Raw genomic sequence first — 16,252 nt, 5'->3', positions numbered from 1 at the left:
CCCCCTTAAGTACTCTTTATAAAAATGGCGAAATAATAAACCCTGCTGCTTCTTTTAAACGAACTTTTAATGTGCGAATCTTTTTCAAGTGTTGCAAAGTCAGTTTTTCAGAACGTGCCAGATCCGATTCTATAACCTTTTTAACTTCTTGAATATAAGCTTTTTCTGTAAAGATGCAATTGATTTCATCGTTAAAGAAGAAGCTGCGGAAATCAAAATTAGCTGTTCCAATATCACAGATCTCTTCGTCAAACATAAGTACTTTTGAATGATAAAAGCCTTCGTGAAATTGATAGATTTCAGCCCCGGATTCTAAAAGCGGTTTTAAATAAAGAAAAGAAGCTTCTTGGACGAGAATATGGTCAGGTTTCATCGGAATAAGAAGTGTAAGTTTTACGCCTCTTTTTAATGCGCGCAAAAGAGCTCTGTTCATCTTTTTACCCGGAATGAAGTAAGGTGAACCAATTAGTATGCTTTTTTTGGCCCGCTGGATCTTTTTATAAAAGAAACGGTAAACAGCATCGCCGTTTGAATGGATGAGCATGAATTCCTTTTGTGCGGCTTCTTGCGGATTATCAATCAGGGGAGCTTCTAGGTTTTCTCCTGAAGCGATATTCCAATCTGCAACAAATGATTGTTGAAGTACATCATTTATTGGTCCGTTTACCTTTAGGTGATAATCCCGCCAATCACCAAGTTTTGTATCCTTACCGATATACTCATTGCCGACGTTATAGCCGCCGATGTAACCGATCTTTCCATCAATAATGGCTACTTTTCGGTGATTGCGGTTATTGACCCGGTACAGGAAATATGGAAAACCTGGTTTATTGGTATATTGAAAATGAATTCCGGCTTGTTTTAATGATTGAATGGTTTCTTTTTTTACACCATGACTGCCAAGAAAATCGAGAAGCAATCTCACTTTAACGCCTTCTTTAGCTTTTCGGATTAAAAGGTCACAAAGCTCCTGACCCAGCTCGTCATCACGCAGAATATAAAACTGGATGTGGATATGTATAGCGGCTTCACTAATATCACGAAACAGCGCATCAAAAAAATGATAGCCAGTTGATATAAATTGCATTTCTCCTCTAGCCTTTGAGGGAGGCAATTCCAGGCTGACTTGTTTCTTATGTCCAAAATAAAAATCAATCCCTGCTAAGATGCATAGGATTGCTAGTAAAAGAATGATCCACATTCGAAATCTCCTCCTTCTGCAAAACTTTCGTATAGTATGCCCTGTAAGAGTAAAACCACTAAAAATTTTTTTTTGAAGTGTGGCGACTGAATGCTCATTCATTTATTTTTTATGATATAATGATGTCAGAAAATTATTTTTTATTAGAATAGTTGAAAGAGAAAGAAATAGGGAATAGCAGCATTGGAAGGGAGAGAAAGTGATGGATGGCTTAATGGTAGCAAACTGGCTTGCGTTTCTTTTTGTAACCGCTTACGCACTGTTTTTATTCGCATACGTGGTTAAAACAAGGTATGAATTTATAAAGCTCGGAAAAAAAGTAGAGTTTGATCATACCGTACAAGAAAGAATTAAAGCAGTTTTAGTCAATGTCTTCGGACAAAAGAAGCTTTTAAAAGATAAAAAAAGCGGTATTATTCACGTTATGTTCTTTTATGGATTTATCTTAGTCCAGTTTGGAGCGATAGATTTTATTTGGAAAGGACTTGCGCCTGGCTCCCATCTGCCTTTAGGTCCACTTTATCCTGGATTTACATTTTTTCAGGAAATTGTAACGGCGATGATCTTGGTCGCAGTCGTTTGGGCTTTTCATAGAAGGTATGTTGAGAAGCTTGTCCGTTTGAAGCGAGGCTTTAAATCTGGTTTAGTCCTATTGTTCATTGGCGGTTTAATGCTTTCCGTTTTAGTAGGAAATGCAGCTGAAATCATCTGGCATGACCTCGCCTTCGAATGGACGGCGCCAATCGCATCAGGAATTGCAATGGGTCTTGGCTTTTTAGGGAAAACCGGAGCTGCTGTTGTTTTCTTCATCTCCTGGTGGATCCACTTGCTGTTTTTATTAACCTTCCTTGTGTATGTTCCACAATCTAAGCATGCGCATTTGATCGCCGGGCCGCTAAACGTTTGGCTTGGCCGTAAAGAAAAGATCGGTAAGTTATCATCTATTAATTTTGAAGACGAAACACAGGAAGTTTTCGGTGTTAATAAGATTGAAGACTTCAACCAGAAACAGCTTGTTGACCTTTATGCCTGCGTAGAGTGTGGACGCTGTACAAATGTTTGTCCGGCAACTGGAACAGGGAAGATGCTTTCACCGATGGATATGATCGTTAAGCTGCGTGATCACTTAACAGAGAAGGGCGCGGCGGTAACTTCCCGTACGCCTTGGATGCCTGCATTTGCGTTCACCAACACAAAGGGCAACCAGATTGCTTTTGAAGCAAGAGGAAAGGGAGCACAAGAAACAGCTGCAGCAACTGACGGATCATCTGCACTTTCATATGATGTAGAGATGATCGGAGAAATTATGACAGAAGAGGAAATCTGGGCATGTACAACTTGCCGAAACTGTGAAGATCAGTGTCCGGTAATGAACGAGCACGTTGATAAGATTATCGATATGCGCCGTTACCTTGTACTGACTGAAGGTAAGATGGACCCAGAAGCGCAGCGTGCGATTAAAAATATTGAAAAGCAAGGAAATCCATGGGGCATCTCGAAAAAGGAACGCGAAAACTGGCGTGAGCTGAAAGAAGATATCGTGATTCCTACTGTAAAAGAAAAGGAAAAAGCAGGTGAGGAATTCGAGTACCTGTTCTGGGTAAGTTCCATGGGTGCTTATGATAACCGCTCCCAAAAAATCGCGCTTTCACTTGCGAAGATCATGAACGAAGCTGGCATCACATTTGCGATTCTCGGAAACAAAGAGAAGAACTCTGGTGATACAGCACGCCGTCTTGGAAATGAGTTCTTGTTCCAGGAGATGGCGAACGCGAACATCGCCTTATTTGATAAACATGATGTGAAGAAGATCATTACTATTGATCCGCATGCTTATAACACATTTAAAAATGAGTATCCTGAGTTTGGTCTGAAAGCAGAAGTGTATCATCATACTGAACTTCTGGCTGAGTGGATCAAAGAAGGAAGAATTAAACCTAAGTATGAAGTGAATGAAACGATCACGTATCATGATTCATGCTACCTCGGCCGCTATAACGAAGTATACGAACCGCCTCGTGATATTTTAAAAGCGATTCCAGGCGTGAAGGTAGTCGAGATGGACCGCAACCGCCAAAACGGTATGTGCTGCGGAGCGGGCGGCGGAATGATGTGGATGGAAGAAAAGGCAGGGTCGCGTGTGAACGTCGCTCGTACGGAGCAGGCACTTGAGGTTAGTCCAACCATGATCGGAAGCGGATGTCCATACTGCTTAACGATGTTAAGTGATGGGACGAAAGCGAAAGAAGTGGAAGATCAAGTTCAAACGTTAGATGTTGTAGAAATTTTGGAGAAATCCATGTTCGGATCACAAAAACAAGAAGTTCTGCAGTAACTAAATTTTATAAGTAGGAGCTGCCTGGTTTAGTGCCGGCAGCTTCATGCTTGGGTTTTGAGTGACTGAGCGTTCGCTCGGCTTGACTTATTTTTGAAAGCGTTTACTAAAAGATTTATTAAATACGGGAGGTTTTTGTATGACTAAATCAGTGATCGTCAGTGGGGCGCGTACTCCGGTTGGGAAATTTGGCGGTGGTTTAAGCTCTTTGACTGCATCAGACTTAGGCGGAATCGCGATAAAAGAAGCGCTCCAGCGCGGAGGTGTTTCTCCTGAATCCGTCGATGAAGTGATCTTAGGCTGTGTTCTTCAAGGCGGGCAAGGACAGATCCCTTCTCGTCAGGCTGCTCAAAAAGCCGGGCTGCCTTGGGAAACAAAGACAGAAACCATAAACAAAGTGTGTGCTTCAGGTCTTCGCGCAATCACGATGGCAGATCAAATCATCCGTGCCGGTGATGAAGAGGTAATCGTTGCTGGCGGCATGGAATCGATGAGCAACGCTCCTTACATTTTACCGAAAGCACGCTGGGGTCTTCGTATGGGTGACAGTTCTGTTAAAGATCTTATGGTGCATGACGGGTTAACGTGTACGTTTACAGGTGTTCACATGGGAATCTACGGAAATGACGTGGCGAAAGAGATGGAGATCTCTCGTGAGCGCCAGGATGAGTGGGCGTACCGCAGTCATAGCCTTGCTGTTAAAGCGGTTGAAAACAACGTATTTGCGGAAGAAATCGTTCCTGTTGAAGTCCCGCAGCGTAAAGGGGAGCCAATCGTAGTTTCTCATGATGAGTCACCGCGAAAAGATTCTTCAGTTGAATCACTTGCAAAATTAAGACCTGTTTTTTCTCAGGATGGAACGATAACAGCGGGGAACGCTCCTGGAGTAAACGACGGTGCTGCAGCAGTTGTTGTGATGAGTGAAGAACGTGCTGCAAAAGAAGGCAAAGAAGTGATGGCGACAATTTTAGGGCACACGGCTATCGCGGTAGAAGCGAAAGATTTCCCGAAAACGCCAGGGCTTGTCATTACAGAGCTTTTAAAGAAAACAGGCAGGTCATTGGAAGAAATTGATCTTTTTGAAATCAATGAAGCTTTTGCAGCTGTTGCTTTAACAAGTGCAGAGCTTGCAGGATTAGATCTTGAAAAAGTTAACGTAAACGGCGGAGCAGTAGCATTAGGGCATCCGATCGGGGCAAGCGGTACGCGTATCGTACTTACACTGATCCATGAACTAAAAAGACGCGGCGGCGGACTTGGAATCGCATCGATCTGTTCAGGCGGCGGTCAAGGTGACGCGATTTTAGTAGAAGTAAAAGCATAAAAGGAGGAAGAGTCAGTGAGCATTCAGCAAATTATGGTGGTTGGCGCAGGACAAATGGGGTCAGGGATCGCACAAGTTTGTGCCATGGCAGGCTTCGACGTCATTTTACATGATATTAAAGATGAATTCGTGAATAAGGGAATCGGAAATATCCAGAAGAACCTAAATCGCCAGGTTGAAAAAGGGCGTATGGAGGAAAGCGAAAAAGAAACAATTCTTTCACGCATAACTTCATCAATCTCTATGGAGAACGCATCAAAAGCAGACCTTGTGATTGAAGCGATTGTTGAGAATATGGAAGTGAAAACACAATTATTTACGATGCTGGATCAGTATGCACCAGAGCACGCGATTTTAGCTTCAAACACGTCATCTCTTCCTATAACAGAAATCGCCGCGGCTACAAACCGGCCTGAAAAAGTGATCGGGATGCACTTTATGAATCCGGTACCGGTTATGAAACTAGTAGAAATTATCCGCGGGCTGCAAACATCAGATGATGTATACGAAACGATTGAAGCAGTATCGAAAAAACTGCAAAAGGTACCTGTAGAAGTAAATGACTTCCCAGGGTTCATCTCAAATCGTATTTTAATGCCGATGATCAACGAAGCGATCTTCGCGGTCTATGAAGGCGTAGCAACACCAGAAGCGGTTGATGAGATTATGAAACTCGGAATGAACCACCCGATGGGACCGTTAACACTAGCAGACTTTATCGGACTCGATACATGTTTGTACATTATGGAGACGCTGCATGAAGGGTTCGGTGACGATAAGTACCGTCCATGCCCGCTTCTCAGAAAGTACGTTAAGGCTGGCTGGTTAGGCAAGAAAACCGGCAAAGGCTTCTACACCTACGCATAAGGGGTCTGACCCCAGACAAAGACAAAACAGCTATTTTGTCTTTATGAGAAAGACAGATCACGGAGCGGCAAAAAAGCTTGTTCCATAGGTGCGAAGATAGATTCAAGATCCAGCTTCAATGACCAGTCCCTCGAGGTCTTTTCTCTTTCCTTGTGACAAAAAGCGTGTCTTTAGTCAAGAGTTAAGTGCTTGTCGGGGCAAACCGGTCATTTCAGCATTTCAAAAAGGAAATGGGGAGATACCATGAACCTCGTGTTTACGGAAGAACAGCAGATGATGCAAAAGATGGTACGGGATTTTGCGCAAAAAGAGATAGCGCCGGCCATCGAACATATGGAAGAGAAGGAAGAGTTTCCGCGTCATCTGATTAAGAAGATGGCAGAGCTTGGGTTGATGGGGATTCCGATTCCTGAAGAGTACGGTGGAGCAGGGATGGATTTTACATCGTACATCATCGCGATCAACGAACTTTCAAAAGTGAGTGCGACGATCGGTGTTATTTTATCGGTTCATACGAGTGTCGGAACGAATCCGATCCTTTATTTCGGGAATGAAGAACAAAAGAAAAAATATATTCCTAAGTTAGCGAGTGGAGAGTACCTTGGTGCGTTCGGACTAACAGAGCCAAGTTCAGGTTCTGATGCAGCAAGCTTGAAAACAAGAGCCGTTAAACAGGGTGATCATTATGTTTTGAACGGTTCAAAGATTTTTATCACGAATGCTGGCGTTGCAGATGTATATATCGTGTTTGCTTCAACTGAACCAGACAAAGGAAGCTACGGAATCTCAGCCTTCATCGTAGATAAAGATACACCGGGCTTTTCAGTAGGGAAGAAAGAGAAAAAAATGGGGTTGAACGGTTCTAATACGTGCGAGATCGTGTTCGAGGATGCGCGTGTTCCTGCTGAAAATCTGCTTGGCAACGAAGGTGAAGGATTTAAGATAGCCATGAGCAACCTGGATGTGGGCAGGATCGGAATTGCAGCGCAATCACTGGGTATCGCGGAAGCGGCTTTAGACTATGCAACCAATTATGCAAAAGAGAGAAAACAGTTCGGAAAGCCGATCGGGGCAAACCAAGGCCTTGGATTCAAGCTGGCGGACATGGCGACAGAAGTGGAAGCTGCAAAACTACTAACGTATCGTGCAGCGGACTTAAAGACAAATAACCTGCCATGCGGAAAAGAAGCGTCGATGGCAAAGCTTTTCGCATCAGAAACGGCGATGAAATCAGCAATCGAAGCGGTCCAGGTATTCGGCGGGTATGGCTATACAAAGGAATATCCTGTTGAGAGACTGTTCCGGGACGCAAAGGTGTGTCAGATCTACGAAGGAACAAGTGAAATTCAGCGTATTGTACTCAGCAAACACCTACTAGGGTAAGAGGGAGAGAATAGAGATGCAATTTTTATTATCTGAAGAACATGAAATGATCCGCAAGATGGTGCGTGATTTTGCAAAGAACGAAGTAGAACCGACAGCGGCTGAGCGTGATGAAGAAGAGCGTTTTGACCGTGCAATCTTTGATCAGATGGGCGAATTAGGACTTTGCGGTATCCCTTGGCCTGAAGAGTACGGCGGAATCGGCGGAGACTATCTTGGCTACGTAATCGCGGTTGAAGAGCTTTCCCGCGTTTGTGCGTCAGTAGGGGTAACTCTTTCTGCTCATACATCACTTGCCGGATGGCCGATCTTCAAGTTTGGTAATGAAGAGCAAAAGCAAAAGTTCCTTCGTCCGATGGCAGAAGGGAAGAAGATCGGAGCTTACGGCTTAACTGAGCCTGGATCTGGTTCTGATGCCGGAAACATGAAAACGACAGCTAAAAAAGATGGCGATCACTACATCATCAATGGCTCTAAAATTTTTATCACAAACGCTGGAGATGCAGAAATCTATGTGGTGTTTGCTAGAACTGATATTGAAGCAGGAAGAAGAGGAGTTTCTGCGTTCATCGTAGAAAAAGGGACACCAGGGTTTTCTTTTGGTAAAAAAGAAAAGAAACTTGGAATTCGTTCATCTCCAACGTTAGAGATCATCTTCGAAGACTGCCGAGTACCAGCTGAAAACCTTCTTGGAAAAGAGGGAGAAGGCTTTAAAATCGCCATGATGACACTTGATGGCGGACGAAACGGAATCGCTGCTCAAGCAGTTGGTATCGCACAAGGTGCACTGGATGCATCCGTTAATTACGCAAAAGAACGCAAGCAGTTCGGTAAGCCGATTGGAGCGAACCAAGGAATTGGCTTTAAGCTTGCTGACATGGCGACAAAAGTAGAAGCAGCAAGACTTTTAACGTATCAGGCAGCATGGAGAGAATCAGAAGGACTTCCATACGGAAAAGAATCAGCGATGTCGAAGCTCTTTGCAGGCGACATTGCGATGGAAGTGACGACAGATGCGGTTCAAGTATTCGGCGGATACGGGTACACAAAGGAATATCCGGTCGAACGTTATATGCGTGACGCAAAAATTACGCAGATTTACGAAGGTACGCAGGAAATTCAGCGACTTGTAATTTCTAAAATGCTTTTAAAAGATTAAGAATTAGGAAATTAGCGACGCTCTGGCTAGAAAAACTTCCCGCAGATCCTCCTAAAGTCAAGATGCGATCGAGAAGTCTCATGGCTGTTCATCCGCGAAATGGAGTTACTTTTTACCAGAGATGTTTTTTAACAGAGTGTTGCTTACAAAGTACCACCCTTGCAGTTGATTGGAGAGGAAGGTGCGAGACTCCTGCGGGATCAGTGGGACAGGTGAGACTCCTAAAGGCGCAGAGCGCAAGGAGGCTCACCGCACACCCCGCGGAAAGGGTGCACCTGGAGCGGAAATCAACTACTTTCATAAGATTTTGAGTTCATTTTAGGAGGAAATCATGCATCCATTAGCCAAGCGCATCCAGCAAAAAGAAGAACGGGCACTTGCAAAAGCGATCACACTTGCCGAAAACAACGGAGCGGATAAACTAGAGCTATTAAAGAGCATCTATCCGATGCAAAAAGGAGCGCATTGGATCGGGATCACTGGTTCACCCGGCGCGGGAAAAAGCTCGCTCGTCAACCGTCTTATCTCCTTTCTTCGAAACAAGGATTTAACGGTAGCGGTTGTTGCAGTGGATCCGACGAGTCCTTTTAGCGGCGGTTCCATACTCGGAGACCGTGTACGGATGGCAGACCATTTTACCGATCCTGGTGTGTTTATTCGGAGCATGGGTACGCGCGGAAGTCTTGGCGGGCTGTCCCGGTCAACGAAAGAAACAGTAAGGCTGATGGATGCGTATGGCTTTGATGTGATTTTAATAGAAACAGTAGGGGTCGGGCAGTCTGAACTCGATATTATGAAACTGGCAGACTCTGTCGCAGTGGTTCTTAATCCGGGCAGCGGGGATGTCGTGCAGGTATTTAAGGCAGGAATCATGGAAATCGCTGATCTGTTTGTTGTGAATAAAGCGGATATGCCAGGCGTTCCAAAGCTTTTGGCTGAGATTGAAGCGATGCTTGATCTTGTAAAACACGACAGTCCGTACCGTCCACCTGTTGTTCAGACCATTTCTACTGAAAATAAAGGATTGCAAGATTTGTGGGGAGCGCTTCTTGCTCACAAGAAGTATTTAAAAGAGAGCGGAGAGGGTAGCAAAAGAAAGCTTTCCAATCTGAAACGTGAAGTAATGGAAGTCGTTCAGCACGAGATCTTTCAGCAAGTTTGGGCACAAGAACAAGAAAATGGATTCTCCTGGCTTGCCGACTTAGAGCAAGGTACAACAGACCCTTATACAGCGGCAGAGCAGATCCTGTTACAACGAATTCAGCCGGCAGACAAGAGAGAGAAATGAGTGAGAAATGAGGGAGACCATTGAGTAAGAAGGAAGTGCCGTCGCTCGTAAAGGATGAGAAACTCATTCAAAAGCGACGCGAAGAGATGGTAAAAGCTGCGGTGTCTTTATTCAAGAAAAATGGCTTTCACCGCACAACGACCCGTGAGATCGCAAAAGCTTCAGGCTTCAGTATCGGCACGCTGTACGAGTATATCCGGTCTAAAGAGGATATTTTGTATCTAGTCTGCGACAGCATCTATGATGGGGTAAAGCTGAGGCTGCAGCAGGATATCAACTCGGCCGACAGCGGAATTAAAGGTATCGAGAAGGCGATCACGGCTTATTTTAAAGTGATGGACGATATGCAGGACGAAGTGCTTGTCATGTATCAAGAGGCAAAGTCACTTTCTGACGAAGCCCTTCCGTATGTGCTAAAAAAAGAGCTTGAGATGACGGCTATTTTCGAAAAGCTATTATCTCAGTCCGTAAGTCAAGGTGAACTGCATTTAACCGAAAAAGAGATACAGGCAGCGGCCCATAACATTTTAATCATCGGACAGATGTGGACGTTCAGACGATGGGCGCTTCAAAAGATATATACACTTGAAGAATACACACAATTACAGCTCCACCAGCTGCTTCATGGTATAAAAGGAGCTTAAAGAAAGGATGAAAATAATGGCTCAAACAGACATTTACCGTCCGAAAAATCCGGTTCGATTTGTAACCGCTTCCAGTCTTTTTGACGGACATGATGCTTCAATTAACATCATGCGAAGAATTATCCAGTCAAACGGTTGTGAAGTCATCCACCTTGGACATAACCGTTCCGTTGATGAAGTCGTTAGTGCCGCAATCCAGGAAGACGTTCAAGGTATCGCGATCTCGTCTTATCAAGGCGGGCACGTTGAATATTTTAAATATATGATTGATCTGCTGAAAGAACGCGATGCAGGTCACATTAAAGTTTTTGGCGGAGGCGGAGGCGTTATTATCCCGCCTGAAATTAAAGAGCTTCATGCTTATGGCGTAACACGCATCTTCTCACCAGAAGATGGAAGATTGCAAGGTTTACAAGGCATGATCAATCAAATGGTAGAAGAGTGTGATTTTCCAACGGTTACTTCGTTAACAGATGAGATCGAAAAGGTGAAGGAAAAAGATGTTCGTTCTGTTTCCCGTCTGATCACTCTTGCTGAAAACGCGAAACAGGCCACAGAAGAGATTGCAGCAACGGCAGAACAGACTCTATCCGAGTTAAAGGGATTACAAAAGCAAGTACCTGTTTTAGGGATCACTGGTACAGGGGGAGCGGGGAAAAGCTCACTTACGGACGAACTTGTACGGCGTTTCTTAAATGAGTGTAAAGATAAAACAATCGCTATTATTTCAATTGACCCGACGAAACAAAAAACAGGCGGAGCACTTTTAGGCGACCGTATCCGCATGAACGCGATTTATCATCCGCGTGTTTATATGCGTTCGTTAGCAACGCGCGGATCACGTTCTGAGCTTTCTGATGCAATTAAAGATGCTATTGCTGTAACTAAAGCAGCTGGCTATGATCTGATCGTTGTGGAAACGAGCGGGATCGGCCAAGGGGATGCCGGAATCTCTGAAATTTCGGATGCCTCGTTATATGTAATGACAAGTGAATTCGGTGCGCCGTCACAGCTTGAGAAGATCGATATGATCGATTATGCAGACATTATCGCGATCAATAAATTTGAGCGCAAAGGTTCTGAAGATGCGTTGCGTGATGTAAAGAAACAATATCAGCGCTCTCGCAACTGGTTTGATAAAGACTTAGATGAGATGCCGGTATACGGTACGATTGCGAGTCAGTTTAATGACGCTGGAACGAACGTATTGTTTTATCACTTGATGAAGGTGATTGAAGAAAAGTCTGGTGTGGACTGGGGGATTCAGCCGGCAGCTGAAGCGATGACGGCAAAGAAGAACGTTATCATCCCTGGAGAACGTGCTCAATATTTAAATGAAATTGCACAGACTGTCCGTAAGTACCATGAAACGGTTGAAGAACAATCAAAGCTTGCACGTAAATCGTTCCAGATCAAAGGAACGCTCGAGACGGTTCGAGAGTATGACGCCGCTGGTGAAGAAGTGGAAGTGAGCTTAAATAAAGCGCTTGAAAAAGTAGAAGAGCAGATGCTTCCGACAACGTCTAAGATGCTGAAAGAATGGCCTGCGCTTAAAGAAATGTACGCTAAAAAAGAGTTTGTTACGAAGATTCGCGATAAAGAGATCGTGACAGAACTTACAACCAAAAGTCTTTCAGGTCTTGATATTCCGAAAGTCGCTCTTCCGAAGTTTGAAGACTGGGGAGATATCGTAAAGTGGATCATGAAAGAGAACGTTCCTGGTTCTTTCCCGTATACAGCAGGCGTTTTTCCTTTTAAACGAAAAGGAGAAGATCCAAAGCGCCAGTTTGCAGGAGAAGGAACACCTGAAAGAACGAACCGCCGTTTCCACTACCTGTCTAAAGACGATGATGCAAAGCGTTTAAGTACTGCTTTTGACTCGGTAACATTATACGGGGAAGACCCGGATTACCGTCCGGACATCTACGGGAAAGTCGGGGAGAGCGGTGTAAGCATCTGTACACTTGATGATATGAAAAAGCTGTATGATGGTTTTGACTTGACCGCACCTTCAACTTCTGTTTCTATGACGATCAATGGTCCGGCACCGATCATCCTGGCGATGTTCATGAACACGGCGATCGATCAGCAAGTAAAGCTGTTTGCGGACACTAATGGACGTCAGCCAAATGAAGCAGAATATGAAGAAATTAAGGCTAAGACTTTAGCATCTGTACGCGGAACGGTTCAGGCAGATATTTTAAAAGAAGATCAAGGACAGAATACGTGTATCTTCTCTACTGAATTTGCCCTTCGCATGATGGGTGACATTCAGCAGTACTTTATTGATCATCAAGTGCGTAACTATTATTCGGTTTCAATTTCTGGTTACCACATTGCTGAAGCTGGTGCGAACCCGATCACACAGCTCGCGTTTACACTTGCTAACGGCTTTACGTACGTAGAATACTATTTGAGCCGCGGGATGGATATTAACGCGTTTGCTCCGAACCTATCGTTCTTCTTCTCAAACGGCCTTGATCCGGAATACAGCGTAATCGGCCGAGTGGCAAGAAGAATTTGGGCAACCGTGATGCGTGATAAATACAAAGCGAACGAGCGCAGCCAAAAGCTGAAATATCATATTCAGACATCTGGACGATCGCTTCACGCACAGGAGATCGACTTTAACGATATCCGTACAACGCTTCAGGCATTGATGGCGCTGTATGATAACTGTAACTCGCTTCACACGAACTCTTATGATGAGGCGATCACAACACCAACAGAAGAATCTGTTCGACGTGCGATGGCGATTCAGATGATCATTACAAAGGAACTTGGTCTTGCGCGTAATGAGAACTCGCTACAAGGTTCTTTCATTATCGAAGAGTTAACAGATCTGGTAGAAGAGATGGTTCTTCAAGAGTTTGAGCGTATGAATACGAGAGGCGGCGTACTTGGTGCGATGGAGACTCAGTATCAGCGCGGAAAAATTCAGGAAGAGTCCATGTACTATGAGATGAAAAAACATGACGGCTCGCTTCCAATTATCGGGGTTAACACGTACTTAAACCCGAATCCGCCATCTGAAGAAGAGTTTAACATGCAGCTGGCACGTGCAACGAAGGATGAAAAAGAACAGCAGATTACGAACTTGAGAGCTTTCCAAGAGGCTAGTAAGGGTGAAGCTGGTGAAGCGTTAGACCGCTTAAAGACAGTTGCGCTTAACGGCGGCAATATCTTTGAAGAGCTGATGAACACCGTAAAATTTGCGAGTCTGGGTCAGATCACGAGTGCGCTTTACGAAGTAGGCGGAAAGTATAGAAGGAATATGTAAAACAAATAAACATGGTGTCCCTTGGATAAGGGTACCATGTTTTTTTGTTGCATGCCTTCATTTGGAATAAATTAAAAAAGCAAACCTATACTAACTGTGTTATTAAATTATCTAAAAGAGTGGAGGTATATTTGTTGAAGTACTTACTGATATCCAGCATCCTGAGTCTCATCATATTAGTCGCTTCTCAATACACCCGCAGGCATATGCATCCATTCGAAATGATGACCAACTGGCTGTTTTCTTCCGCTTTGTTATTCATATGGTCTAATATTATAGAACTAAATCAAAAATGGATCGAAGTCGAAAATGCTAAAACTGTCTTTTGGTCATTAACATTTTATCGATTATTTATTATTCCAGGATTAACTTTATGGCTCTTATTTGTTTATTCTTCAAAAACAATCAATCCAATCTATAAACAAATGTGCACGATTTTTTGGTTTTTGGTTTTGATAGGAATACAGTTCTTCCATAAATTTTTGGGTCTAATTCAATTTAAACAATGGAATGTTTACTTTTCGTTTTTGGAGTGGTTTGCTTTTTGGCTGTTAACGGTTGGGGTTTGGGGGTCCTTCCGATTACTTTTGAAAAAAGAGGAGGTCTTTTAAGTGAGGCTTCCTGAACATTTCGACAGCAATGAATGGTTTATCCTAGTCATTTGCCTTTTATTAATCGTATTGACTGCCGTTTTAAAGCGAAGAATGTATTATTCTCAGATTATGGTTATTTTTACGCTGAATTTCTTTTTAGGTGCGAGTCTAGACCACATTTTGGCAGGTCCGCCAAATAACTTTTACGATATTATGGATGTTCCAGAGTTTGAAGTGTTTGATCTTATTATTTATTTGTTTATATATCCTTTCTCAGGGTATTTATTATTATATTTTTTGGATTTATGGAAGCAGAAAGGATTTCGGGTTATTTTTTATGTGTTCTTTTCATCGTTCATGACAACGGGGCTTGAATGGCTGGCTAACCAGTTTAATGTTTATGAACATAATGAGTGGACGTACTACGATTCCTTTATCGCTTATTTTTTGATCTATTGTGTGAATGTTTGTGTATTCTATTGGATTAAAAAAGCTAGAAGAACTATTTCAGAGCAATTGCTTGAGGAATAAGTTGAATAAGGTGGCTTTATCAGGCTTGAGATCCTATGTATCTCAGCCTTTTTTATGTTTCATTAAATATTAGCTTGCTTTTTAGTAAAAGATAAAACGGATATCTACAAGGAACGTTTAGAAGAAGCTGCTTGTAAAAAACAAAGGAAAGGGGAGGACATCATGAATTGGTTTAAGAAAGAATCCAAAAAAGAAGATCATTCACTTTTCAAAGTCATTCAGCATTTCAAGAAGTCTGGTGATTTTATTGATTTTCATAATCCCCAATCTCCAGTACCGTATTGGATTTCGTACTTTGGTTCACTTATCGATGCAGAGATTTTACATCGGGATATTCTGCCATTCTTAAATAAATCGTCCATAAAAAAACTGGATGAGCTTAAGGCTGCTTTGCCTATTGAAAACGTAACGGTTACGAGCGATCTGGAGGTTATTCAAAAACTGATGTTGAAGGGTTCTCTGCTGATCCGATTCAAAGAGAAGGACAGTCAGGGAGTACTCGTTAAAGCAGAGATGAATAAAGCGCGTGAAGTGACCATTCCGGAAGAAGAATTCAGTGTTGTGGGTCCAAAGGAAGCCTTTGTAGAATCTTTGACAACGAATTTAAATTTGGTCAGAAAACGGCTCCCTATACCACAATTAGAGATTAGAGAATTTGTGATAGGAACACTTTCACAGACGAGAGTGGCTGTCATATATATAGCCGGAATAGCCAATGAGGAAAACATCAATACCGCTCTGCAGAGAGTGGGGGATATACAGTTCCATCAGATCTTGGACAGTTCTTATATTGCTCAAATGATATCCGACAATGACAATTCTCCGTTTCCTCAGCTGATCGACACAGAACGGCCAGATCGTGCAGTCGGTGTTTTAGCAGAAGGAAGTATCGTCATATTAGTAGATGGCTCGCCGCACGCGCTAATTGGTCCTACTACCCTTGTGAAATTCTTTTCCGCCTTGGAAGATTATTTTCTTAATTGGCAGTTAGCATCAGTATTAAGGATTATCCGTTTATTTGCCGTATCGTTTTCCATTTTAGTTACACCTATATATGTCGCCGTACTTAATTATCACTATGAATTGATACCAAAAGATTTGATGGCTACTCTCGTATCTTCCAGAAGTTTCATCCCCTTGCCTCCTTTTTTAGAGGCACTCGTTTTAGAACTGACGATTGAACTTTTAAGAGAAGCAGGGGCAAGGCTTCCTGCGAAAGTAGGACAAACAATTGGTATCGTAGGCGGGATTGTTATTGGAACAGCCTCTGTTGAAGCGGGATTAACAAGTAACGTACTGCTGATTATTGTGGCATTAGCGGCACTGGCCTCATTTACGACGCCTGTATACAAGATGAGTAACGCCATTCGACTGATTCGTTTTCCATTTCTTATCTTCGCTGAATTATGGGGATTAGTCGGCATAGCGATTGCTTTTTCCTTTTTAATGGGACACCTGCTTCGTCTAACGTCTTTTGGCAGACCTTATTTAGAGCCCATTTACCCTCCGCGTTTGGAAGATTTAAAGGACGCATTTGTGCGCCTTCCTTTTAAAATGCAGCCTAAAAGACCGATTGAACTCCAATCACCGGACACGATCAAGTTTTCAGGAAAAGCAGCGAAACAGAAAAAGGATATTGATGAATAA

Annotated in this window: 11 protein-coding genes; 10 read left to right on the top strand and 1 reads right to left on the bottom strand. The window is 43.2% G+C overall.

Annotation, left to right across the window (positions count from 1 at the left end):
* Window positions 1–16: 16 nt before the first annotated feature.
* Window positions 17–1,201, bottom strand: coding sequence for a cardiolipin synthase (gene cls, locus M3196_RS09230; protein ID WP_251321983.1), 1,185 nt, complete (start codon window positions 1,199–1,201; stop codon window positions 17–19).
* Between the two features lie 202 nt (window positions 1,202–1,403).
* Between cls and M3196_RS09225 the strand changes: the two genes are divergently transcribed.
* The 10 genes from M3196_RS09225 (at window position 1,404) to M3196_RS09180 (ending at window position 16,252) form a co-directional block, all read left to right on the top strand.
* Window positions 1,404–3,536 carry a 4Fe-4S dicluster domain-containing protein gene (locus M3196_RS09225; protein WP_251321981.1) on the top strand — a complete coding sequence of 711 codons (2,133 nt, stop codon included), beginning with the start codon at window positions 1,404–1,406 and terminating at the stop codon, window positions 3,534–3,536.
* A gap of 139 nt (window positions 3,537–3,675) precedes the next feature.
* Window positions 3,676–4,860 (top strand): acetyl-CoA C-acetyltransferase, encoded by a 1,185-nt coding sequence (locus tag M3196_RS09220; protein WP_251321980.1) that lies wholly within the window; start codon window positions 3,676–3,678, stop codon window positions 4,858–4,860.
* Window positions 4,861–4,875: 15 nt separating this feature from the next.
* Window positions 4,876–5,727 carry a 3-hydroxybutyryl-CoA dehydrogenase gene (locus M3196_RS09215; RefSeq protein WP_251321979.1) on the top strand — a complete coding sequence of 284 codons (852 nt, stop codon included), beginning with the start codon at window positions 4,876–4,878 and terminating at the stop codon, window positions 5,725–5,727.
* A gap of 243 nt (window positions 5,728–5,970) precedes the next feature.
* Entirely contained in the window at window positions 5,971–7,110 is a 1,140-nt protein-coding gene (locus M3196_RS09210; RefSeq protein WP_251321977.1) for an acyl-CoA dehydrogenase, read from the top strand.
* Between the two features lie 16 nt (window positions 7,111–7,126).
* Complete coding sequence (locus tag M3196_RS09205) at window positions 7,127–8,269, top strand: acyl-CoA dehydrogenase (protein ID WP_251321976.1); 1,143 nt, start codon at window positions 7,127–7,129, stop codon at window positions 8,267–8,269.
* 331 nt (window positions 8,270–8,600) lie between these two features.
* Entirely contained in the window at window positions 8,601–9,557 is a 957-nt protein-coding gene (gene meaB / locus M3196_RS09200) for a methylmalonyl Co-A mutase-associated GTPase MeaB (RefSeq protein WP_251321975.1), read from the top strand.
* 20 nt (window positions 9,558–9,577) lie between these two features.
* Window positions 9,578–10,201, top strand: a complete 624-nt coding sequence (locus M3196_RS09195; RefSeq protein WP_251321974.1) for a TetR/AcrR family transcriptional regulator — start codon at window positions 9,578–9,580, stop codon at window positions 10,199–10,201.
* A gap of 16 nt (window positions 10,202–10,217) precedes the next feature.
* On the top strand, window positions 10,218–13,481 hold the full coding sequence (gene icmF / locus M3196_RS09190) for a fused isobutyryl-CoA mutase/GTPase IcmF (protein ID WP_251321973.1): 3,264 nt from the start codon (window positions 10,218–10,220) through the stop codon (window positions 13,479–13,481).
* 611 nt (window positions 13,482–14,092) lie between these two features.
* A complete protein-coding gene (locus tag M3196_RS09185) occupies window positions 14,093–14,605 on the top strand; it encodes a hypothetical protein (protein ID WP_251321972.1) in 513 nt (170 codons plus the stop codon).
* A gap of 162 nt (window positions 14,606–14,767) precedes the next feature.
* Entirely contained in the window at window positions 14,768–16,252 is a 1,485-nt protein-coding gene (locus M3196_RS09180) for a spore germination protein (RefSeq protein WP_251321971.1), read from the top strand.

Origin of the sequence: Fictibacillus nanhaiensis (assembly GCF_023715445.1) — a bacterium.
GTDB lineage: Bacteria > Bacillota > Bacilli > Bacillales > Fictibacillaceae > Fictibacillus > Fictibacillus nanhaiensis_D.
This window is presented reverse-complemented; position numbering and strand designations above follow the sequence as displayed.

Excerpts from the sequence above, each read along its gene's own strand:
- icmF (WP_251321973.1), top strand. The coding sequence starts at position 10,218 with ATGGCTCAAACAGACATTTACCGTCCGAAAAATCCGGTTCGATTTGTA.
- M3196_RS09180 (WP_251321971.1), top strand. The coding sequence starts at position 14,768 with ATGAATTGGTTTAAGAAAGAATCCAAAAAAGAAGATCATTCACTTTTC.
- cls (WP_251321983.1), bottom strand. The coding sequence starts at position 1,201 with ATGTGGATCATTCTTTTACTAGCAATCCTATGCATCTTAGCAGGGATT.
- M3196_RS09210 (WP_251321977.1), top strand. The coding sequence starts at position 5,971 with ATGAACCTCGTGTTTACGGAAGAACAGCAGATGATGCAAAAGATGGTA.
- M3196_RS09205 (WP_251321976.1), top strand. The coding sequence starts at position 7,127 with ATGCAATTTTTATTATCTGAAGAACATGAAATGATCCGCAAGATGGTG.
- M3196_RS09220 (WP_251321980.1), top strand. The coding sequence starts at position 3,676 with ATGACTAAATCAGTGATCGTCAGTGGGGCGCGTACTCCGGTTGGGAAA.
- M3196_RS09225 (WP_251321981.1), top strand. The coding sequence starts at position 1,404 with ATGGATGGCTTAATGGTAGCAAACTGGCTTGCGTTTCTTTTTGTAACC.
- meaB (WP_251321975.1), top strand. The coding sequence starts at position 8,601 with ATGCATCCATTAGCCAAGCGCATCCAGCAAAAAGAAGAACGGGCACTT.